This is a genomic window from Kitasatospora sp. NPDC056327 (assembly GCF_042261735.1).
Lineage (GTDB): Bacteria > Actinomycetota > Actinomycetes > Streptomycetales > Streptomycetaceae > Kitasatospora.
This window is the reverse complement of record NZ_JBHJRC010000017.1, coordinates 22,512-43,517: the sequence shown is the minus strand read 5'-3', so window position 1 is coordinate 43,517 and position 21,006 is coordinate 22,512. Positions and strand designations below refer to the sequence as shown.

Sequence of the window (21,006 nt, the reverse complement as noted above, 5' to 3'; positions counted from 1 at the left end):
GTCGGCGCCCGCCACCCCAAGGAGCCGTTCCGTGACCCTCCTCACGACACCCCGCACCTCCTCCCGCCTCGCCTCCGCCGTGACCGTGTCGCTGGCGGCCGGGGCGCTGCTGCTGTCGGCCGTCCCCGCCCACGCGACCGCCACCCCGGCCCAGATCGCCACCTCGAAGAGCACCGGCGTCACCTACCTGAAGTCCCTCCAGGCCGCCGACGGCAGCTACGTCACCGGCGGCGGGCTCTCCAACGAGTGGGCCTTCAGCGCGCTGGCCGCGGCCGGCGCCGCGGCGGCCGACGTGACGCCCGGCGGCGACGTCACCAAGAACGCCCGTCTCGTCTACCGCAACCAGCTCGCCGCCGCCGGCTGGCCGGGCGCCTCTCCGGTCGCCACCGACTACCAGCGGGGCATCCTGAACGCCTACGCCGCCGGCGTCGACCCCGCGCGCGTCGGCCCCGGTCGCAACCTGATCGCCGACGCGGTCTCCTACTGGCAGACCGCCGAACCCGGCTACTGGGGCCCGTCCGCCAACTTCAACGGGACCGTGTTCGGTCTCCTCGCCCTCGGCGGCGCCAGGACCCAGGGCGGCGCCAAGCGCGTTCCGCAGGCCCTGCTGGACGCCTCCGTCACGGCTGTGCGGGCCAACCAGCACACGGACGGCGGCTGGAACTACACCAAGGCCGCCGGTGACCCCACCGAGATCGGCACGGGCAGCGACATCGACATGACCGGGGCCGCCATGGCCTCCCTGTGCGTCGGCGGCGTGCCCGGCACCGACCCGGCGGTCGTCGCCGCCAAGAACTTCCTCAAGGGCAAGCTGCTGGCCTCCGGCGCGTTCAACGCCATGTGGGGCGTCAACACCGACTCCAACGGCTGGGCCGTCTCCGGCCTCAACGCCTGCGGCATCAACCCCCAGGGAGCCGACTTCACCAGCGGCACCGGCAAGACCCCGGTCGACTTCCTGATCGCCCAGCAGTTCAAGCCCGGCGGCGGGTTCAAGTACCAGCCCACCGACACCACGCCCTCCCCCTACGCCTCCGTCGACGGCCTGCGCGCCGTCGCCGGTGCCGGGTTCACCGCCGCCCCGCCCGCTCCGGTCACGGCCGGGGAGCCGACCTGGTCTGCCACCATCGCGTTCGCCTCCGGCACCGCCGCCCGGCTCGCCCTGGTCGTCGACGACGGCACCGGCGCGCTCAAGGTCTGCGCCGTCACCGTCAACCCGACCGGCACCACCGCGACGCTCGGCGACGTCCTCGACGCGGCCGCCACCGCCACCCCGGGCGGCTGCGTCACGTCCGTCACCCCCGCCACCGGCGGCGGGACGATCACGGCGCTCAACGGCACCGCCAACAGCGGCTCCGCCGCCTGGAAGGTGAGCCTCGACGGCGCCACCGCGACCGCCGCCACCCGGGCCACCACCGTCCACCTCGGCGACACCGTCTCGCTGCGCTACGGCAGCTGATCCGGCGGCGGCCGCGCCTGACGGCCTGAACGCCCCAGGACCCACCGGTGCCCCGGTCTCCGTCGCGGAGGACCGGGGCACCGGTGCACCGGGGGTCAGGGAGCGGTGATGCCCGGCTGGGCGCCGGCGCCGAAGGCCCAGCCCTCGACGTCGCCGGGCGCCGGGTCGTAGCTGCCCGCCCCCAGGCTGCTGTACGACCAGGGGCCGCCGTGCTGGGCGTGCCAGTACGACCAGTAGGCGCTGCCGGTGGGGTTGGTGCACGTCGTCGGCAGGGCGTTGATGGTGCAGACGAAGCCGGGGTAGCGCGGGTGGAAGGTGTACGGGAAGCCGGCTCCGGTGAGCGCGGCGAGTCCGCTGGCCGGGTCGCCGGGCGCACAGCCGGTCTGGATGCCGCCGCCGACCGCCGTGAAGTCGACCACGACGGTGACGCCGCTGGTGCCGGCGCAGGCGGCGGCCCGGGCCTGCGGGGCCTGGACGGCGGAGACGCCGAGCAGGCCGGCGGTGAGGGCCGCCGCGGCGGCGATCGAGCCGAGCGTGCGGCGGGCCGGGCGGGCCGGGGTGTCGGTCATCTGGTCTCTCCTCTGCTGGTCGTGGGTCGTCAGTGGCCCGCGGGCGCGGGGCAGGCGAGGGTGGGCGCGTCGGGACGGGCGCCGGCCGCGGAGAGGGTGGCCAGCGGGGTGCCGGCCAGGCCGAGGACGGCCTGCGCGGTGGCCCGGGTGCCGGTGCCGGGGTTGAAGCCGGAGGCGTCGTAGGCGATCGCGCCGCGCACGGCCGGGTCGGCGTCGCAGCGCTGCTGGAACTTGACCAGCCGGCTCCAGCCCTTGAGTCCGGCGCCGAAGCGGGCGTTGGAGAGCAGCGCCTGGGTCGCGAGGCCGGTGGTGTTGGCGTTGGAGGTGGTGGCCCCGGCGGCCGCGAAGCCGCCGTCGGCGTTCTGGTGGGCGGTCAGCCAGCCGAGCCCGGAGGCCGCCTTGGCGGGGCGTCCGGTGGCGGCGAGGGCCTGGACGGCGAGCGCGGTGGCGTCCGCGTCGGCGGTGCAGGTGGCCTGGCCGAAGGAGACCGGGAAGCCGCCGTCGGCGCACTGGCTGCCGGCCAGGAAGTCGACGGCGGCGGCCGGGGCACCGCCGGGGGTGCGGTGGAGGGCGATCAGGGCGAGCGACTGGCCGAAGGCGTTGCTGTAGTCGCCCCACTGGGAGCGGTCGGAGAACCGGCCGCTCGGGGTCCGGAGCGAGCGGAGCCGGGCGGGCAGGTCGACGCCGCCGAAGGCGGTCGGGTCCTCGCCGCGCACCTCGGCGGCGAGCAGCAGCTTGGCGGTGGCGCCGGCGTAGGCCTCGGTGGTGCCGTCACCGAGGTAGCCGGCGAGGACGCCGGGCTCGGCCAGCCAGGCGGTCGCCCGGGCGGCGGCCCCGTCCGAGCTGCGGGCGGCGGCGAAGGCCAGTACCGCGTCGATGGTCAGGCCCTGGTCCGGGTAGGCGGTGTCGTCGAAGACGGACTCGAAGTGGTCGCCGTCGACGAGCTGACGGGCGAGCCAGCCGGCCGCGGCGGCGTCGGGGCGGATCGTGGACGACGAGCCGGTGGCCGGCGTGGCGTGCGCGGCGGTGGCGGCCGGGAGTGCGGTGGCGAACGCCAGGGCGGGTGTCGCGAGAAGTCCGAGGGTGCGGCGGAGCGGGGCCATGAGGAGCCTTTCCGGGCCTGGACGCAGGGGCCCGGAGGAGCGCCGCCGTGTGCCGGAGCAGCCCTCGGAGCTCCGGCCCGCAGACCACGACGGGAGGAGTGGACACACCTCCGCCGACGGGTACTCGGGCTCGCCTCCGACACGGGGTCGACGGCCTACCGTTGCGGGTCAGCGCCGGATTCGGACCGGCTTCCCCCGACGGCGGAGTCAGAACATGACGGTCCATCATGGCGAGGCGTGAAACGAGAGGTCAAGGGGTCGGAGCGCCCGATCGCGGGGCGCCCGGTCAGGTCGTCGACGACCGGTCTCCGGGGGGCACCGGGCCGGTCCCGGATGCCCCCCGGATGTCCCCCCGGCCGTCCCTCCGGCCGTCCCTCCGGCCGGGGGGCCGGGTCTCAGCGGTGCCTGAACTCGGGCGGGCGCTTCTCGGCGAAGGCGGCCATGCCCTCCTTCTGGTCGGCGGTGGCGAACGCCGCGTGGAAGAGGCGGCGTTCGAAGCGGACGCCCTCGGCGAGGGTGGTCTCGAAGGCGCGGTCGACGCTCTCCTTCAGCATGATCGCCGCCGGGGTGGACATCGCGGCGACCTTCTCCGCCGTGGCCAGCGCCTCGGCGAGGAGCCGGTCGGCGGGCACGATCCGGGAGACCAGGCCGGCCCGCTCGGCCTCCTCGGCGCCCATCGTCCGGCCGGTCAGACAGAGCTCCATGGCCTTGGCCTTGCCGACCGCCCGGGTCAGCCGCTGCGAGCCGCCGATGCCCGGGATCACGCCGAGCCTGATCTCCGGCTGGCCGAACTTCGCGGTGTCGGCGGCGAGCAGGATGTCGCAGAGCATCGCCAGCTCGCAGCCGCCGCCGAGCGCGTAGCCCGCGACCGCGGCGACCACCGGCTTACGGATCCGGCCGAGCTCGTCCCAGGCGGCGAACCAGTCGCCGAGGTAGGCGTCGACGAACTCCAGCGAGCGCATCTCCTTGATGTCCGCGCCGGCCGCGAAGGCCCTCTCCGAGCCGGTGACGACCAGGGCGCCGATCTCCGGGTCCCGGTCGAACGCGGTGGCCGCGGCCACGACCTCGTTCATCAGCCGGGTGTTGAGCGCGTTGAGCGCCTCCGGCCGGTTGAGCGTGATCAGGCCGACCCGGCCCGCACGCGCCACCAGGATCGTTTCGTGGTCGCTCACGCGCGGGCCTCCCTGAGAGTGGTGACGATCGCCGAGAAGTCCAGGCCCGCGCCCCCTCCGGCAGCAAACTGCGCGTACAGCTCCGCCGCCCTGCTGCCGAGTTCCGCGGGGACCGCGTGCGCGGTGGCGGCGTCGGCGGCGAGGCCGAGGTCCTTGGCCATCAGGGCGGCCGCGAAGCCCGCCGCGTAGTCCCGGTTGGCGGGGCTGGTCGGGACGGGCCCGGGGACGGGACAGTTGCTGGTGAGGGCCCAGCACTGACCGGAGGCGGTGGAGGCGACGTCGAAGAGCGCCTGGTGGCTCAGACCGAGGCTCTCGCCGAGGACGAACGCCTCACCGACCGCGATCATCGAGATCCCGAGGATCAGGTTGTTGCAGATCTTCGCGGCCTGCCCGGCACCGGAGGCGCCGCAGTGGACCACCTTGCGGCCCATCGCGGCGAGGACCGGCTCGACCGCGGCGAAGTCCGCGTCCTCCGCGCCGACCATGAAGGTCAGGGCGGCGGCCCCGGCCCCGGTCACGCCGCCCGACACCGGCGCGTCGACGGCCCGGTGCCCGGCGGTCCGGGCCAGGTCGGCGGCGACGCGCGCGTCCCCGACCGCGACGGTCGAGCAGTCCACGAACAGCGCGCCCCGGGTGACGGTGACCAGCTCCCGGTAGACCTCCAGGACATGGCGCCCGCTCGGCAGCATGGTGAACACCACGTCCGCGTCCGCGGCGGCCCCGGCGGCCGTGGCGGCGGTGCGGACGCCGTACCCGGCCGCCCGGTCGACGGCCTCCGGCACGAGGTCGTACCCCGTGACGGTGTGCCCGGCCCCGACGAGGTTGGCGGCCATCGGGCCGCCCATGTTGCCGAGTCCGACGAATCCGACGGTGAGGGTCACCAGCGCTCCAGGGGGGTGAGGTCGGCGAGGCCGAGTTCGCGCTCGCCCAGCGGGGCGAACCAGCGGGCCACCGCGGCGGGTCCGACGGCGTCCAGGGTGGCGGGGTTCCAGTGCGGAGTGCGGTCCTTGTCGATCACCTGGGCCCGGATCCCCTCGGCGAGGTCCGGGGTCGCCAGCGCCGCGCAGGAGCTCCGGTACTCCTGGTCCAGCACGGCCTCCAGCGGCCCGAGGGCACGGGCCCGCCGGAGGGCGGCGAGGGTGGCCTTGACCGCGGTCGGCGCGTTGGCCCCGATCCGGTCGGCGGCCTTCCTGGCCTCGGGCTCGCCGCTGTCGCCGAGCCGGCCGAGGATCTCCTCGACGCTGTCGGCCGCGTAGCAGTCGTCGATCCACTCGCGCTGCCGGGCCAGCACGCCGGGCGGCGCCGGCGCGACGTGCCGGGCGAGGGCGTCGTGGACACTCGATTCGGCCAGGTCGTCGAGCAGGGCGGGAAGGCGCTCGGCGGGGACGAAGTGGTCGGCGAGGCCGCAGAGCAGGGCGTCCGCCGCACCGGCCGATCCTGCCGTGAGGGCGAGATGGGTGCCGAGTTCGCCGGGCGCCAGGGCGAGCAGATAGGTTCCGCCGACGTCGGGGACGAAGCCGATGCCCGTCTCCGGCATCGCGACCCGGGTGCGCCCGGTGACGATCCGGACGCTGCCGTGGGCGGAGACGCCGACCCCGCCGCCCATCACGATGCCGTCCATCACCGCGACGTAGGGCTTGGGGTAGCGGGCGATCCGGGCGTTGAGCCGGTACTCGTCGCGCCAGAACTCCTCGACGGCGGCCGGGTCGCCGCCGGTGGCGGCCCGGTGGATGGCGACGATGTCGCCCCCGGCGCAGAAGGCCCGGTCGCCGGCTCCGGTGATGACGACGGTGGCGACCCGGTCGTCGTGCTCCCAGGTGTCCAGGGCCTGCGCGATCCGCCCCACCATGGCGTGGGTCAGGGCGTTCAGGGCCGACGGCCGGTTGAGGACGATCAGTCCGGCCCGGCCCTCGCGGTGGACCAGGACCTGGTCGGTGGCGCTGTTCCCCATCACGCGGCTCCGGTCAGGCCGCGGGCCACGATGACGCGCATGATCTCGTTGGTCCCTTCCAGGATCTGGTGCACCCGCAGGTCGCGGACGATCTTCTCGATGCCGTACTCCGCCAGGTAGCCGTAGCCGCCGTGCAGTTGGAGCGCGGAGTCGGCGACCTCGAAGCCGGTGTCGGTGGCGTGGCGCTTGGCCATCGCGCACAGCTGCGGCGCGCGGGCGTCGCCGCGGTCCAGGGCGTCGGCGGCCCGCCGGACCAGGGCCCGGGCGGCCTCCAGTTCGGTGGCCATGTCGGCCAGCCGGAACTGGAGCGCCTGGGCGTGGAGCAGCCGGGTGCCGAACGCCTCCCGCTCGGCGAGGAAGGTCATGGTGCGTTCCAGCGCGCTCTGGGCCCCGCCCAGCGAGCAGGCGGCGATGCCGAGCCGGCCGCCGTTGAGTCCGCTCATGGCGATCCGGAAGCCCTCCCCCTCCGTGCCGAGGAGGCGGTCGGCGGGCAGCCGGACGCCGTCCAGGACCACCTGGCGGGTGGGCTGGGCGTTCCAGCCCATCTTCCGCTCGTTCGGGCCGAAGGACAGCCCGGGGTCCTCCCGGTCCAGCAGGAAGGCGGAGATGCCCCGCGGTCCCGGGCCGCCGGTGCGGGCCATGACCAGGTAGACCCGGGAGGTGCCCGCGCCGGAGATGAACTGCTTGACCCCGTCCAGGACGTAGTGGTCCCCGTCGCGCCGGGCCCGGGTGCTCAGCGCGGCGGCGTCCGAGCCGGCCCCCGGCTCTGTGAGGCAGTAGCTGCCCAGTTGCTCGGCCGCGCAGAGCCCCGGCAGCCAGCGGCGGCGCTGCCCGTCGGTGCCGTAGCGGTCGACCATCCAGGCGACCATGTTGTGGATCGACAGGTAGGCGGCGATCGAGGGGCAGCCGGTGGCGAGCGCCTCGAAGGCCACCACCCCGTCCAGCCGGGTGAGTTCTGATCCGCCGGCGTCCTCCCGGACGTAGACGCCGCCCAGGCCGAGGTCGGCGGCCTTGCGCAGCACGTCGACGGGGAAGTGCTTGGCCTGGTCCCACTCCACCGCGTGCGGGGCGAGGTGCTCGTCGGCGAAGGCCCGGACGGCCCGGGCGACGGCACGCTGTTCCTGGTCGAGATCGTGCACGGCGCTCAGCCCATCGTGGGGATGGTGAAGCTGGCACCCTCCTTGACCCCGGAGGGCCAGCGGGAGGTCACCGTGCGGGTGCGGGTGTAGAAGCGGACGGAGTCCGGGCCGTGCTGGTTGAGGTCACCGAACGCGGAGCGCTTCCAGCCGCCGAAGGTGTGGTAGGCGATCGGCACCGGGATCGGCACGTTGACACCGACCATGCCGGTGTCGACGCGGCGGGTGAAGTCACGGGCGGTGTCGCCGTCGCGGGTGTAGATGGCCACGCCGTTGCCGAACTCGTGCTCGCTGGGCAGGCGCAGCGCCTCCTCGTAGTCGGCGGCACGGACGACCGTGAGCACGGGGCCGAAGATCTCCTCGCGGTGGATCCGCATGTCCGGTGTGACCCGGTCGAAGAGCGAGGCCCCCAGGAAGTAGCCGTCCTCGTGCCCCTCCAGCCGGAAGTCCCGGCCGTCGACGACGAGTTCGGCCCCCTCCCGGACGCCGAGGTCGAGGTAGCCCCGGACGCGTTCCAGCGCGTCCCGGCCGACCAGCGGTCCGAAGTCGGCCTCCGGGTCGTCCGAGCGGCCGACCCGGAGCGCGCCGATCCGCTCGACCAGCTTGGCGACCAGGGCGTCGGCGGTCTCCTCCCCCACCGGTACGGCGACCGAGATCGCCATGCAGCGCTCGCCCGCGGAGCCGTAGCCGGCGCCGATCAGCGCGTCCGCGGCCTGGTCGAGGTCGGCGTCCGGCATGACGATCATGTGGTTCTTGGCGCCGCCGAAGCACTGCGCGCGCTTGCCGTGCGCGGCGGCCGTGGCGTAGACGTACTGGGCGATCGGGGTGGAGCCGACGAAGCCGACCGCCTGGACCCGCGGGTCCTCCAGCAGGGTGTCCACGGCCTCCTTGTCGCCGTTGACCACGTTCAGCACGCCCGGCGGCAGTCCCGCCTCCAGGAACAGCTCGGCGAGCCGCAGCGGCACCGAGGGGTCGCGCTCGGAGGGCTTGAGGACGAAGGCGTTGCCGCAGGCCAGCGCCGGTGCGGCCTTCCAGAGCGGGATCATCGCCGGGAAGTTGAACGGGGTGATGCCGGCGACGACGCCGAGCGGCTGGCGCATCGAGTACACGTCGATGCCGGTCCCGGCGTTGTCGGTGAACTCGCCCTTCAGCAGGTGCGGGATCCCGGCGGCGAACTCGACGACCTCCAGGCCGCGCTGGAGGTCGCCGTGGGCGTCGGCGACGGTCTTGCCGTGCTCGGCGGAGAGCAGCCGGGCGAGCCCGTCCCGCTCCTGCTCGACGAGTTGGAGGAAGCGCAGCAGCACCCGGGCGCGGCGCTGCGGGTTCCAGGCCGCCCAGCCGGGCTGGGCCTGTTCCGCGTCGGCGATCACGGCCTCGACCTCGGCGCGGGACGCCAGCGGCACCCGGGCCTGGACGCGGCCGGTATTGGGGTCGTACACGTCTCCGAAGCGGCCGGAGGTGCCGGCGGCGGGCTTGCCGGCGATGAAGTGGTGCAGTTCACGGACCATCACGAACCTGCTCTCGTCAGGGCGTCAGGAGGATCCGAGGGAGGGGCGCACGGCGTCCGCCCGCACGGCGCCCGGGCGGGCGCGGGCGTGGGGGCTGCCGGGCGCGGCGAGCCGTCAGGGTGACGGGCGGGCCGCGGCCGTCGCAGGATCACCAGGGTCGGGAAGAGCGCAGACCGGTGCCATGCGTGTTTGCTCCATCCTCGTGGACAACACGGAACACCCGCAGTCGGTATCCTGACTCCCGGATCGGCGCGCGTCGCCCGGCCTTCCCGGCCAGCGGCCAGTGGCTGGTACTGCGGCGACGAACTCCCCGGTCACAGTGGCGGGACCGTGCCGGATTCACACCGGCTTCCCTGCACTGCGGGCCTTGTCCACGACCATATAGTCGGACGTCCTAGTAAGTCCAGAGCGCCACCCGCCTCCCGCCTTCCATCGCCCGTCACCCGTCACCCGTCACCCGTCACCCGTCACCGGACGTCCCGCCCCGGTTCCGGTTCCGGCGGGCGGGGCGACGGGCAGGTGCCGTGAAAGCGGGAAAGCGCACGGTTCGACCCCGCCGGCGCGCCTTCGGCAGGGTCGAACCGTGCGCTTTCCGGAACTGTCCGTCAGACCGCCGGAGCGGGGGCGGCCGTGCGGTCCCCGACGGGCGCGGCGGGGGTGAGGGCCCGCTGTGCCAGGGCGCCGAAGACCAGGGCGAACCCGGTCCACAGCACGGCCTGGAGACCGATCGAGGCGAGCCGGAAGTCCCACATCAGCCCGGCCGGGAAGCCGTCCGGGATCGCGTCGTCGTTGGACGGCAGGACGAGCGCGAGCAGCGCCATCACCGCGGCGTAGCCGACACCGGCCGCGACGACGGCGTTCCAGGTGCCCAGACGCGGAGCCAGGCGCCTGCCGAGGATGACCGCGGCGACACCGATCAGCACGCTGAGCGCGATCATCAGGAAGAACAGCGACGTGCGCTTCCCGATGGTGTCCGGGTTGCCGACCGCGGGCGGCATCGCCGGGTACTTGAGGAACGGCACCAGGTAGACGGTGGCGAACGCGGCGCCCGCGACCAGCGCGGCGGTGGCCCGGGGGCCGAACCGGCCGATCCGGCCGAGGGCGAAGCAGAACGCCAGCGCCGCGATGCCGCCGACGGCGACGCCGTAGACCAGGACCCCGGTGGCGAGGCCCGCGGTGGACTGGAGGTCGCGGCTGACCAGTTCCTCCTCCTCGTCACCGGAGCCGGCGGCGTCGGCGGTGCCGGCGGCCCCGTGGGAGTCGGCGTGGTCGCCGGCGGGTTCCGCCGCCTCGCCGTGGTGGTGCCCGGCGCCGGCGGACTGGGACTGCTCCTGCGCGATGGCGTCCGAGACGGGGCCCTCGCCGACGGTGTAGGCGAAGACGAAGGCCACCAGTCCGGCGATCAGGCCCGCGATCAGGCCCCGCAGCAGCAGCTTTCCGACGGTGCCCGAGGAGACGGTTGCGGAGTTGTTCATCGGTGCCCGGTCTCCGCTCAGTGGCACGGGAAGCCGAGCAGGTGGCGGCCGTCGTGCACCCACTCGTGCACGGTGGCCCCGGAGATGAGGGAGGTGGCGCCCTGTTCGGCGCCGACGAAGTAGAGCAGGACCAGCATCAGGGTGCCGAGGAACAGCGCCCAGGGCAGGATGGCGCGGATCGGCAGCGCGGCCGGGGCGGAGCCGCCCGCGGGCAGGCTGGGTGAGAGGACGGACTGGGCCATGGCAGGACCTCCTGGGGGAAACACGCGTCCCGTTCGGTGGAGCTCTGACGACGGCGGTCGGGTCTGACTCGCCGGACCCCGCCGTTGCGTGAGGCGGCCGGTTCCGGCTTACAGTGGCGCGACCGTGCCGGAGTTCCACCGGGCTTCCGTCTCGCCGTCGTCTTCAGTTGTCGCAGCAGACCGTAGCGCCCGGCGACGGCGGCGCCAAGGGCGTGCACCGAATCGTTGCCGCGCGGTCACCTGCGCATTTGTCCGCGAGCGGGTGTGGAACGCGGTACTCCGAAGAGCCCGCAAGGGTGACAGGTGTACGAAGGGGGAAGGGCATGACGGTACGGGTGATCTTCGTCGCACCGGCGATCGGACCCGCGCTGCGGCAGGCCCGGTTCGGCGGCGAAGGCTCCGTGGACGGGAGCGATCCGCTCGACGCCGCCGGGGTGCGCGCCGCCCGCGCGGCCGCTCCGGGTCTGCCCGCGGCCGCCCACCGCTACGTCTCGCCGACCGACCGCTGCCGCCGCACCGCCGAGGAACTGGCCGTCCCCGATGCCGTGGACGAGCCCGCGCTGCACGGCTGCGCGACGGGCCGCTGGAGCGGGCGGACCCTCGACGAGGTGATGGCCGAGGAACCGCAGGCGGTGCTGGAGTGGCTGGCCGACCCGGCGGCCGCGCCGCACGGCGGCGAGTCCGTGCGGCAGTTGTGCGCCCGGGTGGGCAGCTGGCTCGACGGCACCGCGGCCGCGCTGGGTGGCCGGGTACTGGTGGTCGCCGAGCCGGACGTGGTCCGGGCCGCCGCCGTGCACGCCCTCGGCGCCCCGGACGGGGCCTTCCGCCGGATCGACGTGCCGCCGCTGTCGGGCGTCGAGCTGACCGGGCGCGCGGACCGCTGGAACCTGCGGCTGGGCCTCGTCCGGCCGCTCACGGACCGAGCCGGATGACCGGCGCGGCTCCTGCGGCGGCGCCGGGGCACCCGGTCACCGCGGCCGCCGGGTGACCGCGTCCGCCCGGTGACCGGGTGCGGGCGCGCGACCGGGTGCGGGCGCGCGACCGCCCGGCCGGCACCACGGCGTCCGTCCGACGGGTCGGCTCCTCGGCCGCTCCGGTGACGGCGCCCTCGTGATCGGCGCGTTCGTCCGGCGTCCGGGGCCGTCCCCGCCGGTGCACGACGACGAAGGGCGCTCCGGGCCGGGTGCCGCTCCTCGTCGCCCGGTCCTCGGCCGGTCCTCCGCCGGCACCCCCGACGACCTGTACGTCCTCCGGGGCTGTCACCGCCGCCTCGGCGCGCAGGGTGTCGACGCTCGCCGGAACACCGTCCCGGCCGGCGGGCACCGGCCGGGACGGATTCGGGTGCGGTGCCGAGAACCTGGCACTCGGCGCCGGGTCGGCCTGCGCGGCCGGCGGCGAGGAGGCGGGCGGGCCGTCGGCGCCGGACACGGCGGGAGGGTGCGCCCGCCTCCTCGCCCGTGGTCACCGGGCCGCGGCCGTCGGCGGGGACGGCGGGGGTGGCGCCCGCGTCGGACTCCGTCGCGCACCCGGCGCGTGCGTCACCCGCCACGAGGAGGACGAGGAGGGTCGCTGCGCCGGGCCGGTGGCGGCAGGAGGGCCGCACCGAGGAGGAGCCAGGCGACGGCGAGGAGCCAGCCGGCGACGACGTCCAGGGGCCAGTGGACGCCGAGGTAGACCCGGGTGGCGCCGATGACGACGGCGAAGGCCAGGGCGAGTGCCGTGGCGGCGCGGCGGGCCCGGGGGTGGGTGCGGGCGACGGCGACGGCGAGCAGTCCGGCGCAGGTGGCGGCGGTGAAGGCGTGGCCGGAGGGGAACGCGAACCCGTCGGGCGTGAACGCCCAGACCGTGGCGGGCGGACGGGGGCGGCCGAAACCGTGCATCAGGCCCCGGCGCAGGAGCTGGCCGGCGGCCAGCCACAGCGCGGGGGCCAGCAGCAGCCCGGCGGCGGCCCGGCCGGAGCGGTGCGGCCGGCCCGCCCGGGCCAGGACGACGCCTGCCGCGAGGGCGACGAGGTAGGGGAAGGCGTCGGTGCCGAGCGCGGTGACGGCCTCGGCGGCGGTGACGGCGCCGGCCGGCCGGTGCGCGGCGGCCCAGTCGACGGCCGACCGCTCGAAGCCGACGGGGGCCCATCCGTCGGCCCCCAGCAGCACGGCGATCACGGCGAACGCCACCACGCAGACGGCGATCCACGGCGACGGCCGCCGCGGGGTCATGCGGTCAGCCATCGGCGCAGCCTTCCTTCACGGGCCCTTTCGACCAGCGGTGCGGCGCGGTCGGCGAGCATCCCGAGTCCGTGGCCCGCGGCGAGGCCGACCACCGCACCGAGGACCACGTCGTGAGGGTAGTGGACGCCGACCAGCACCCGGGAAACGCCCATCGCCGCGGCGAGCAGCAGGCCGAGCGCGCCGAGGCGGCGGTCGGCCCGCCACAGGACGGCCGCGGCGGCGAAGACGACGACGGTGTGGTTGCTGGGCAGCGACCAGTCGCCGGAGGCGGGGCAGGCTTCCAGGGTCCGCCCGGCGTCCAGGACCTGACAGGGCCGGGGCTCGCGCAGTACGGACTTCAGCAGGGTGTCGGCGGCGAAGGCGGCGACCACGACCGCCGGTGCGGTCAGCACCCGGGCCAGCGTCACGCTGTCGGCGCGCCGCGCACGCCACCAGGCGAGGAGCGTCAGCACGGCCACCAGGCCCAGACCGTAGGCGGAGAACGCCGCGACGAAGTGCTGCACCGACGCCGGCAGCTGCTGCGCCCACTGGTCGATGCGCTGGTAGAGGCCGCCGTCGATGCCGCGGCCGTCGAGGGCGAGCAGGGCCGGGGAGGAGAGCATCGGCGGGCGCCTTTCCGGGGATGGTGTCGGCCGGCGAACGTGTCGGCCGGCGACGGCCCGTCCGTCGGCCGGGCGGGCCCGTTCCGGCGGTGCCGGCCTCGGGTCCGGCCGGCGGGGTCCGGTCGGCCGGGTCCGACGAGCAGGGTTCGACGAGCGGGGTTCGAACAGCCGGGTCCAGCATGGCCGAGCGGGACTGAAGGGTTGCTGAAGACCTGAAGACGTCTTCAGCCGGCCGGGGCGGCGACCTGCGACGCTGGGGACATGCGCGTACTGGTGGTGGAGGACGAACGGCGGCTCGCCCTGGCGATCAAGCACGGACTGGAGGCCGAGGGGTTCGACGTCGACATCGTCCACGACGGCCTGTCCGGCCTCACCCGCGCCACCGACCACGCGTACGACGTGATCATCCTGGACATCATGCTCCCCGGACTCAACGGCTACCGGGTCTGCGCCCGTCTGCGCGCCGCCGGCAGCGACACGGGCATCCTGATGCTCACCGCCAAGGACGGCGAGTGGGACGAGGCCGAGGCACTCGACACCGGCGCCGACGACTACCTCTCCAAGCCCTTCTCCTTCGTCGTCCTCGTGGCCCGCCTCAGGGCGCTCGCCCGCCGGATCGGCTCCCGCGCCCCGCAGCGCACCGTCCTCGGTGATCTGGTGGTCGACTCCGCCGCCCGGACCTGCACCAGGGCCGGCACACCGGTCGCACTCACCCCGCGGGAGTTCGCGCTCCTGGACCACCTCGCCCGCCGCGCCGGCGAGGCCGTCTCCAAGCGCGACATCCTCGACGAGGTCTGGGACAGCGGCCCGGACAGCACCCCCAACACCGTCGAGGTCCACATCAGCGCGCTGCGGCGCAAGATCGACGCGCCGTTCGGGCGCGCCGCGGTACAGACCGTCCGCGGGTCCGGCTACCGGCTGGCGGCGGACGGTGGCTGACCGGCGCACCGGGCCGGTCCGATCCGCGCGCCGCCGCGCCACGGCCGCGGTCCGGCGGCTCACGGCCGGCCCCCGTACGGCGGCGCTGATCGCCCGGCTGGCACCCCGGTCGGTCCGCACCCGCACGACGCTCGCGGCCTGCGCCGGCGTCGCCGCGGTCCTGCTGGTGGCGTCCGCGGGCGTGCTGCTCCTCCTGCGGGCCGACCTGGTGCGCAGCGTCGAGGCCGGCGGCCGGGAGCAGGCCCGGGTGGTGAGCAGCCTCGCGGCCGACGGCCGGCTGCCGAACCCGGTCCCCCTCGACCACGGCAGCGACTTCGTCCAGGTCACCGACGCCCGCGGCACCGTCGTGGCGGCCAGCGGGAACCTCGCCGGCCGGCCCGCGCTCACCCCCGCCGAAACCTCCGACGGACACGGCACCTTCGACCTCGACGTGCTCGGCGACGAGCACCACCAGCGCGTCACCACCCTCACCACCGACACGCCGAACGGCCCGGTCACCGTCCGCGTCGGTGCCTCCCTGCACACCGCCGACACCGCCGAGGACGTGACCACCGCAGCCCTCGCCCTCCTCGGCGGCCTCCTGGTCGCCACCGTCGGCGCCGTCACCTGGAAGGCCACCGGCCGCGCCCTGCGGCCCGTCGAGGTGATCCGCTCCGAGGTCGCCGCCATCGGCGGCCGCGCCCTCGACCGCCGCGTGCCCGAACCCGGCAGCGACGACGAGATCGCCCGCCTCGCCCGCACCATGAACGCCATGCTCGACCGGCTCGAATCCGCCGGCGCCCGCCAGCGCCGCTTCATCGCCGACGCCTCCCACGAACTGCGCAGCCCCCTCGCCGTCCTGCGTACCCAGCTCGAAGTCGCCCACACCCATCCGGACCCCGCCGTGCGCGCCGAGATGGTCGCCGGAGCGCTCCAGGACACCGACCGGCTCCAGTCCCTCGCCGCCGACCTGCTGCTGCTCGCCCGCCTCGACGTCACCGGTCGGAGCGGGCCGACGGAGGACGTCGACCTCGCCGAGCTCGTCCGCGGCACCGCCGGGGGCCGCGACTCCCGACCGCACCACGTGGAGCTCGACCTCGCCGCCGGCTGCACCGCCGCCGGCAACCCGATGTGGCTCGGCCGCCTGCTCACCAACCTCCTGGACAACGCCCAGCGCCACGCCCGCGGCACCGTCACCGTCCGCCTCGCCTTCGACGCCGCCGCCGGGCAGGCGGTCGTCGACGTCACCAACGACGGTCCCGCGATCGACGCCGGGGACCGCGAGAAGGTCTTCGAACGGTTCACCCGGCTCGACGACGCCCGCAGCCGCGACGACGGCGGCACCGGCCTCGGCCTGTCCATCGCCCGCGACATCGCCGCCCTCCACGGCGGCACCCTCACCATCGAGGACGCACCCGTCGGCTGCACCTTCCGCGTCCGCCTCCCCGCGCGCCAGGCGCCCCGCACCGGCACCGGCCACTGACCCGGGCGGGGCCGACCCCGTCCCACCTGCGCGGAGGAACGGCGCCACCGAGGCACTCCGGCGCGCCGCCGGGCGGCACGGTCGAAACCCTGCCCGGCACCGGCCGACGACATCTCCTGCCGCCGGCCCGGCCCCGTCGCCCTCGTCCTGCTCCACCTCGGCCGCACCACGACCTGCACCGGCTCCCCCGCCCTCCGGCCCGCCACCACCAACGCCGGCCCATCCGCATCGGCTGACCCCGCACCGGCATCACGGGGCCACCACCGCACCGGTCGGTGGCGGCCTCCGCCGTGAACGCCGCGCCGCCGGAGGGCCGTTCGTCGCCGGCTCCGCTCAGAAAGTGTTGGGTAATTGATCAACTGTGCCGTGATGCGCTGGTGGTGATCTTCGCGGGCCTGGTGTCCGCGAAGATCACCACCATGTGTGTCTGTGCGTGCAAGCCTTCCTACGACTCGTCGTTGACGGACTCCCAATGGGCGGTGATCGAGCCGCCACGACCAATCAGTGGAGTCGGCCACATCCGAACGCACCTCCTCACGCCGTTCGCCGCGGTCCGAGCGGCTGGCGGGCTCTCCGGTCCTCCGCCGGGGCGGCCAGTGGCGGTTCGTCACCGGCACCGGGTCGATCCTCGCGACCGACCCGACGTTCACAGGATCCGAGCCGTCTCATGAACTGCCCGATGGGGCACCTTCGTTGCCGTCGCCGCTGCCCCTTCTCCTGTGGCGTGGGCTCACCGGGCCGGGCTATCCAGAAGCAAGGCTCAACACACTCCGGAGGCGCCGATGCGGTCCCGCGAAACCAGCGGCAGGACGGAAAGCAGAACCGACAGCAACGGCCCCCAGCACACGGCTCGCCCGGCCCCGCCCACTGCTCCGGTACCCGTGCAGCACCTGCTTGCCCTGCAGACCACCGCGGGGAACGCCACCGTCGTACGGATGCTCCAGCGGCAGGCGACGGGGCGCCCCGCTCAGCCCGAGGGCGGTGGGGACAGTGCCGCCCGCGCCCGGAACTCCGCCGTCCACGACGTGCTGCGCAGCCGCGGACGCCCGCTCGACGACACCACCCGCACCGACATGGAAGCCCGCCTCGGCGCCGACTTCTCCGACGTCCGCATCCACGACGACAGCGCGGCCCAAACCTCCGCGGCAGACCTCGGAGCCCGTGCCTACACCTCCGGCAGCCATGTCGTCCTCGGCACCGGCGGCACCGACCCGCACACCCTCGCCCACGAACTCACCCACGTCATCCAGCAGCGCCAGGGCCCCGTCGCGGGCACCGACAACGGAACCGGGCTGCGGGTGTCCGACCCGTCGGACCGCTTCGAGCGCGCGGCGGAGGCCAACGCGGCGCGGGCGCTGGCGACACCACCGCCGCAGTCCGCGCACACGGACCACCCGGAACGTCCCGGTGAGCACCGGGCGGACACCGCGGTCCAGCGGGCTCCGCGCGAGGGCCTCCGGCAACTCGGTGACGGGCCGGCCCCCGCCGCCCCGCAGGGCAAGATGGTCGACGAACTGCTCACGGAGCTGAAGAACCACGGTGCTGCGTACGGCCGCTGGATCGATGAGTACGACGACAGCTTCGACGAGATCAAGCGGGTCCTGCCGCATTTCCGGGCCACGTCCGGCGAAGAACGCACCGCCTACCTCGAACTGTCCACGGAATACACCATGAAAACCACTGGTGTGTCCGACCGGAAGAACCCCGTCCAGGCCATCATCGACTACCTTCTGAACGGTGGCACCGCAGCACCCGGACTCGGCGGTTTCGGCACCCTGCGCGTCAACGACGCAGAGCTGGAAGGCAGGCCGAGCTTCGCCAGCGACCTGCAGAAGGACCTGCCGCTGAAGCCGACGCAGCACCGGCGGCACATCACCGCCTGGCACAACATCCGCGGCCTTCTCAACCGCGCGTACGCCACGGATGGTGACGGCCTGATCACCTACCTGAACGGAAAACTCGGCGCCGGGGTGCACGAGGGGATGGGCGACGAGGCAGACGGCTTCCTCAGGCGGATGCCCCCCGCCCAGTTGGGGAACGAGAACCGCATTCCCCGTGACCACGCACAGGTGCTCATGAAAGCGGCGTACCTGATGAACAGTTCCGCCGAAAACCTGTGGGCGGGCGGCGGAGCAGAGAACTCCGAGATCAACACGATGAGCATCGCCCTCCAGAACGGTTGCCGGGAGATCGTGGAGACGCCCACACCGGAGGTACTGACCGCCTGGTGGAACCGGCTCAGCAACTCCACGGCATCGACCCCCAAGGCCAAGAACGCAGCGGTCGCGGTCATCAAGGAGATCAACAAGGCGTTGCCGCTCATGACGAACGCTCCGGCGGACCGGAGGATCATCGCGGAACAGCTGAAGGACGATGTCACCAATAACGTGATCAGGCACCTGGAGGTCGACGAGCCCGATGCGGCGAACCGGCGCACGACGACACCTCAGGCCCTCGACGTGGCGAACGACACGTTCGACCTGCTGTTCCTGAACACCACGGACCAGATCACCCTCAGCCAGGCCACAGCCGCCATCGACTTCCTCTGGACCCCCTGAGAAGACATGGGTTCGACAGTGGGAACCCGGTCGGGTGGTCATGCCGCGTGCCGGGCATGAAGACAGGGCCTCTGGTGCGGCTCGGGGTCGTCGAGACCTTGAGCACGCCAGGAGGCCCTGTTGTCGCGGTCGTACGCCTTCATGCCGGCCGGCTCCGACCCGGTCGCCCGGGGGCCTGATCGTCCCGCCCACCGGTTCGGGAACGCCGGGAACGACTCGCCCGGGCGTCCGAGGTGTCCGTCGGGCATGACGGATCCGGAACGGGCCGTCATGCGGGACGCGACCCCCGTGCCCTCCTGACCGGAAGACAGCGGCGGGCAGCCGGAGGAGCACTGCCACCGGCAGCTGGTCGACACGGTGCGCCACCTGGCCGCGGGCGGCATCACCCGGAGGGCGATGCCCGCGGACTTCCCCCGCCCTGGGTCAGCAACCGCCGGCCGAGGACTGCGTGGGCGCCCCCAGGCCGATGGTCAGGACCTCGGGCGCGGCCGGGACGGAGCAGCAGCCGCCGCCGGCCTGCTCGTCCTCGGGCTGGTCGAAGAGGCCGGCGCCGCCGCACACCCCGGTCTCGGGGAGGGCGAGCTCGACGCGGGCGGCGGCCTCGTGGTCCCCGGCGAGGGCCGCGGCGATCGAGCGGACCTGCTCGTAACCGGTCATCGCGAGGAACGTCGGGGCGCGGCCGTAGGACTTCATGCCCACGAGGTAGACGTCGCTCTCCGGGTGGGCGAGTTCGGCGGCGCCGTGCGGGTAGACGGTGCCGCAGGAATGCTGGTTGGGGTCGATCAGCGGGGCGAGCGCAGTCGGGGCCTGGAGGCGCCCGTCGAGGCCCAGGCGCACCTCGGACAGGAAGGAGAGATCGGGGCGGAGGCCGGTGAGGACGATGATCTCGTCCACGGGCTCGCTGCGGCGTCCGTCCTCGGCGACCAGCACCAGCTGCTCGCCCTGCGCCTCGACGGCGGCGGTGCGGAAGCCGGTGAGCGCGGAGGCGTGCCCGACGGCGACGGCCTTCTTGGCCCGCAGGCCGAGCGCACCACGGGCGGGCAGCTCGTCGGCCTCCCCGCCGCCGTAGGTCGAGCCGGTGATGCCGCGCCGCAGCACCCACACGGCGTGCGTGCCGGACTCCTCCTCGGCGAGGTCCGCCAGGTGGGCGAGCGCGGTGAACGCGGAGGCGCCGGTGCCGACGACCGCGGTGCTCCTGCCCGTATACCGGGCGCGCACGGCGGGGTCGTGCAGGTCGGGGATCCGGTAGGAGATACGGCCGTTGGCCGCGCGCTCGCCGAGGGCGGGCAGGCCGTTCGCGCCCAGCGGGTTCGGGGTGGCCCAGGTGCCGGAGGCGTCCACGACCGCCCGGGCGAGGACACGCTCCTCGCTGCCGTCGGCGTGCTCGACGTGAACGGTGAAGGGCTGCTCGTCACGGCCCGAGTCGACGATGCGGTCCCGTCCGGCGCGGGCGACGCCGGTGACCCGGGAGTCGTAGCGCACGCACTCGCCGAGGACGTCGGCGAGCGGCTGCAGGTACAGCTCCGCCCAGTCGCCGCCGGACGGGTAGGCGGCGCCGTCGGGGCGGACCCAGCCCGTGGGGGCGAGGAGCTTCTCGGCGGCCGGGTCGACGACCTCGGCCCACGGCGAGAACAGCCGCACATGGGCCCACTCGCGCACCGCCGTCGCGGCCGAGGGCCCGGCTTCCAGGACGAGGGGCTCGATGCCCTGCTCGATCAGGTGCGCGGCGGCGGCCAGGCCGATCGGGCCGGCTCCGACCACGACGACGGGCAGCTCGGACCCGGCAGCGGAGGTGTTCACGGCGATTCTCCCTTGATTCGACATCTGTCGATGTCTTGCTGTGCCGCCAGCTTGGCACTCGCTTCGACAGGCGTCAACATAGGCATTCATCGAATCAATGGTTCGGCTCCACCCGCCCCGACGGGCCCCGCTTCCCTCTTGATTCAACAAGTGTCAATATTGATGCATGTCGAATGCGAAGACGCTGCCGTTGGCCGAGGCGGCCGAGGCGGTGCCGTGCTGCCCGCCGCTGACCTCCACCGACCTCTCCGAGGCCGACGCGATCACGATGGCCGCCATGTTCAAGGCGCTCGCCGACCCGGTTCGACTGCGGCTCTTCTCCCGGGTCGCGTCCCATCCGGACGGTGAGGCGTGCGTGTGCGACATCCAGGACGTCGGGGTCTCGCAGCCCACGGTGAGCCACCACCTGAAGAAGCTGCGCGACGCCGGCCTCCTCTCCTCCGAACGGCGCGGCACGTGGGTGTACTACCGCGTCGAGCCCGGCGTCCTTGCCGCCATGGCCGCCCTTCTCGCCGACCGGACGTGACCCGCGGGGCCCGTCTCCCGACACGGGCGGAGGCCGTCGTCCCGGCCGGGCTCCCCGATCACCGGCACGTCACCGCCGACCGGGATTCGACGTTCGGGGCCGTGCCCGGGCGCGGGCGTCGAGGCGGGTGACGGCGCCCGCGATGAGTCGGCGAGCGCTCTCTTCGTCGGCAGCAGCCGCCGGCGAGCCCGGCCCGACCGCCGCCGGCCACGAAGACCTGGACGCACCGGTCAGGGCCGGTCACCGGTCCGCCCCGGCGAACGGCGCGCAGCAGCCGCGGTG

General features: G+C 74.5%; 18 protein-coding genes and 3 riboswitches. Of the genes, 6 read left to right on the top strand and 12 right to left on the bottom strand.

All coding sequences use genetic code 11. The features are described 5' to 3' along the window. Window positions 1-31 precede the first annotated feature (31 nt). Complete coding sequence (locus ACFCX4_RS04700; protein WP_376138980.1) at window positions 32-1,456, top strand: hypothetical protein; 1,425 nt, start codon at window positions 32-34, stop codon at window positions 1,454-1,456. Window positions 1,457-1,551: 95 nt separating this feature from the next. Here the strand turns inward: ACFCX4_RS04700 and ACFCX4_RS04695 are convergent, their stop codons facing one another. The 9 genes from ACFCX4_RS04695 to ACFCX4_RS04655 form a co-directional block, all read right to left on the bottom strand. After that, window positions 1,552-2,025, bottom strand: a complete 474-nt coding sequence (locus ACFCX4_RS04695; protein WP_376138979.1) for a flagellar hook-length control protein FliK — start codon at window positions 2,023-2,025, stop codon at window positions 1,552-1,554. Window positions 2,026-2,054: 29 nt separating this feature from the next. Then, window positions 2,055-3,128: a prenyltransferase/squalene oxidase repeat-containing protein gene (locus tag ACFCX4_RS04690; protein ID WP_376138977.1), complete on the bottom strand. Its 1,074-nt coding sequence runs from the start codon at window positions 3,126-3,128 to the stop codon at window positions 2,055-2,057. 97 nt (window positions 3,129-3,225) lie between these two features. Further along, a riboswitch (cobalamin riboswitch) is annotated at window positions 3,226-3,355 on the bottom strand. A gap of 168 nt (window positions 3,356-3,523) precedes the next feature. Further along, a complete protein-coding gene (locus ACFCX4_RS04685; protein ID WP_376138975.1) occupies window positions 3,524-4,300 on the bottom strand; it encodes an enoyl-CoA hydratase in 777 nt (258 codons plus the stop codon). After that, window positions 4,297-5,181 carry a 3-hydroxyisobutyrate dehydrogenase gene (gene mmsB / locus ACFCX4_RS04680; protein WP_376138973.1) on the bottom strand — a complete coding sequence of 295 codons (885 nt, stop codon included), beginning with the start codon at window positions 5,179-5,181 and terminating at the stop codon, window positions 4,297-4,299. Before mmsB ends, ACFCX4_RS04685 begins: the two co-directional genes overlap by 4 nt. Then, window positions 5,178-6,251, bottom strand: coding sequence for an enoyl-CoA hydratase/isomerase family protein (locus ACFCX4_RS04675; protein WP_376138971.1), 1,074 nt, complete (start codon window positions 6,249-6,251; stop codon window positions 5,178-5,180). The genes mmsB and ACFCX4_RS04675 overlap by 4 nt, the downstream gene beginning before the upstream one ends. Next, entirely contained in the window at window positions 6,251-7,399 is a 1,149-nt protein-coding gene (locus ACFCX4_RS04670; RefSeq protein ID WP_376138993.1) for an acyl-CoA dehydrogenase family protein, read from the bottom strand. The genes ACFCX4_RS04675 and ACFCX4_RS04670 overlap by 1 nt, the downstream gene beginning before the upstream one ends. After that, a complete protein-coding gene (locus ACFCX4_RS04665; RefSeq protein ID WP_376138969.1) occupies window positions 7,396-8,895 on the bottom strand; it encodes a CoA-acylating methylmalonate-semialdehyde dehydrogenase in 1,500 nt (499 codons plus the stop codon). The genes ACFCX4_RS04670 and ACFCX4_RS04665 overlap by 4 nt, the downstream gene beginning before the upstream one ends. 206 nt (window positions 8,896-9,101) lie before the next feature. Continuing rightward, window positions 9,102-9,292, bottom strand: a riboswitch (cobalamin riboswitch). A 208-nt stretch (window positions 9,293-9,500) separates the two neighbouring features. After that, complete coding sequence (locus ACFCX4_RS04660; RefSeq protein WP_376138967.1) at window positions 9,501-10,370, bottom strand: CbtA family protein; 870 nt, start codon at window positions 10,368-10,370, stop codon at window positions 9,501-9,503. 17 nt (window positions 10,371-10,387) lie between these two features. Then, window positions 10,388-10,612 (bottom strand): CbtB-domain containing protein, encoded by a 225-nt coding sequence (locus ACFCX4_RS04655; RefSeq protein WP_376138965.1) that lies wholly within the window; start codon window positions 10,610-10,612, stop codon window positions 10,388-10,390. Window positions 10,613-10,673: 61 nt separating this feature from the next. After that, window positions 10,674-10,760, bottom strand: a riboswitch (cobalamin riboswitch). A gap of 175 nt (window positions 10,761-10,935) precedes the next feature. Between ACFCX4_RS04655 and ACFCX4_RS04650 the strand changes: the two genes are divergently transcribed. Next, a complete protein-coding gene (locus ACFCX4_RS04650; protein ID WP_376138963.1) occupies window positions 10,936-11,544 on the top strand; it encodes a histidine phosphatase family protein in 609 nt (202 codons plus the stop codon). A gap of 606 nt (window positions 11,545-12,150) precedes the next feature. Here ACFCX4_RS04650 and ACFCX4_RS04645 read toward each other — a convergent pair. Both ACFCX4_RS04645 and ACFCX4_RS04640 read right to left on the bottom strand, forming a co-directional pair. Next, window positions 12,151-12,837, bottom strand: a complete 687-nt coding sequence (locus ACFCX4_RS04645) for a phosphatase PAP2 family protein (RefSeq protein ID WP_376138961.1) — start codon at window positions 12,835-12,837, stop codon at window positions 12,151-12,153. After that, entirely contained in the window at window positions 12,822-13,439 is a 618-nt protein-coding gene (locus tag ACFCX4_RS04640; protein ID WP_376138959.1) for a phosphatase PAP2 family protein, read from the bottom strand. The genes ACFCX4_RS04645 and ACFCX4_RS04640 overlap by 16 nt, the downstream gene beginning before the upstream one ends. Window positions 13,440-13,700: 261 nt before the next feature. Between ACFCX4_RS04640 and ACFCX4_RS04635 the strand changes: the two genes are divergently transcribed. From ACFCX4_RS04635 to ACFCX4_RS04625, 3 genes are all read left to right on the top strand, one after another. After that, a complete protein-coding gene (locus ACFCX4_RS04635) occupies window positions 13,701-14,378 on the top strand; it encodes a response regulator transcription factor (protein WP_376138957.1) in 678 nt (225 codons plus the stop codon). Continuing rightward, the gene (locus tag ACFCX4_RS04630) at window positions 14,371-15,840 is read left to right on the top strand and encodes an ATP-binding protein (protein ID WP_376138955.1); all 1,470 of its coding nucleotides are present in this window, start codon (window positions 14,371-14,373) and stop codon (window positions 15,838-15,840) included. Before ACFCX4_RS04635 ends, ACFCX4_RS04630 begins: the two co-directional genes overlap by 8 nt. 935 nt (window positions 15,841-16,775) lie before the next feature. Beyond that, on the top strand, window positions 16,776-18,398 hold the full coding sequence (locus tag ACFCX4_RS04625; protein WP_376138953.1) for a DUF4157 domain-containing protein: 1,623 nt from the start codon (window positions 16,776-16,778) through the stop codon (window positions 18,396-18,398). A 423-nt stretch (window positions 18,399-18,821) separates the two neighbouring features. Here the strand turns inward: ACFCX4_RS04625 and ACFCX4_RS04620 are convergent, their stop codons facing one another. Continuing rightward, window positions 18,822-20,222 carry an NAD(P)-binding domain-containing protein gene (locus ACFCX4_RS04620; RefSeq protein ID WP_376138951.1) on the bottom strand — a complete coding sequence of 467 codons (1,401 nt, stop codon included), beginning with the start codon at window positions 20,220-20,222 and terminating at the stop codon, window positions 18,822-18,824. 142 nt (window positions 20,223-20,364) lie between these two features. On the opposite strand from ACFCX4_RS04620, the gene ACFCX4_RS04615 reads away from it, so the two are divergent. Beyond that, the gene (locus ACFCX4_RS04615) at window positions 20,365-20,724 is read left to right on the top strand and encodes a metalloregulator ArsR/SmtB family transcription factor (protein ID WP_376138949.1); all 360 of its coding nucleotides are present in this window, start codon (window positions 20,365-20,367) and stop codon (window positions 20,722-20,724) included. Window positions 20,725-21,006: the final 282 nt, after the last annotated feature.

Bases quoted from the DNA above. Each gene is read 5' to 3' on its own strand.
- ACFCX4_RS04690 (WP_376138977.1), bottom strand. From the start codon at position 3,128: ATGGCCCCGCTCCGCCGCACCCTCGGACTTCTCGCGACACCCGCCCTG.
- ACFCX4_RS04625 (WP_376138953.1), top strand. From the start codon at position 16,776: ATGCTCCAGCGGCAGGCGACGGGGCGCCCCGCTCAGCCCGAGGGCGGT.
- ACFCX4_RS04660 (WP_376138967.1), bottom strand. From the start codon at position 10,370: ATGAACAACTCCGCAACCGTCTCCTCGGGCACCGTCGGAAAGCTGCTG.
- ACFCX4_RS04615 (WP_376138949.1), top strand. From the start codon at position 20,365: ATGTCGAATGCGAAGACGCTGCCGTTGGCCGAGGCGGCCGAGGCGGTG.
- ACFCX4_RS04645 (WP_376138961.1), bottom strand. From the start codon at position 12,837: ATGGCTGACCGCATGACCCCGCGGCGGCCGTCGCCGTGGATCGCCGTC.
- ACFCX4_RS04640 (WP_376138959.1), bottom strand. From the start codon at position 13,439: ATGCTCTCCTCCCCGGCCCTGCTCGCCCTCGACGGCCGCGGCATCGAC.
- ACFCX4_RS04650 (WP_376138963.1), top strand. From the start codon at position 10,936: ATGACGGTACGGGTGATCTTCGTCGCACCGGCGATCGGACCCGCGCTG.
- ACFCX4_RS04655 (WP_376138965.1), bottom strand. From the start codon at position 10,612: ATGGCCCAGTCCGTCCTCTCACCCAGCCTGCCCGCGGGCGGCTCCGCC.
- ACFCX4_RS04620 (WP_376138951.1), bottom strand. From the start codon at position 20,222: ATGTCGAATCAAGGGAGAATCGCCGTGAACACCTCCGCTGCCGGGTCC.
- ACFCX4_RS04675 (WP_376138971.1), bottom strand. From the start codon at position 6,251: ATGGGGAACAGCGCCACCGACCAGGTCCTGGTCCACCGCGAGGGCCGG.
- ACFCX4_RS04665 (WP_376138969.1), bottom strand. From the start codon at position 8,895: ATGGTCCGTGAACTGCACCACTTCATCGCCGGCAAGCCCGCCGCCGGC.
- ACFCX4_RS04635 (WP_376138957.1), top strand. From the start codon at position 13,701: ATGCGCGTACTGGTGGTGGAGGACGAACGGCGGCTCGCCCTGGCGATC.
- ACFCX4_RS04695 (WP_376138979.1), bottom strand. From the start codon at position 2,025: ATGACCGACACCCCGGCCCGCCCGGCCCGCCGCACGCTCGGCTCGATC.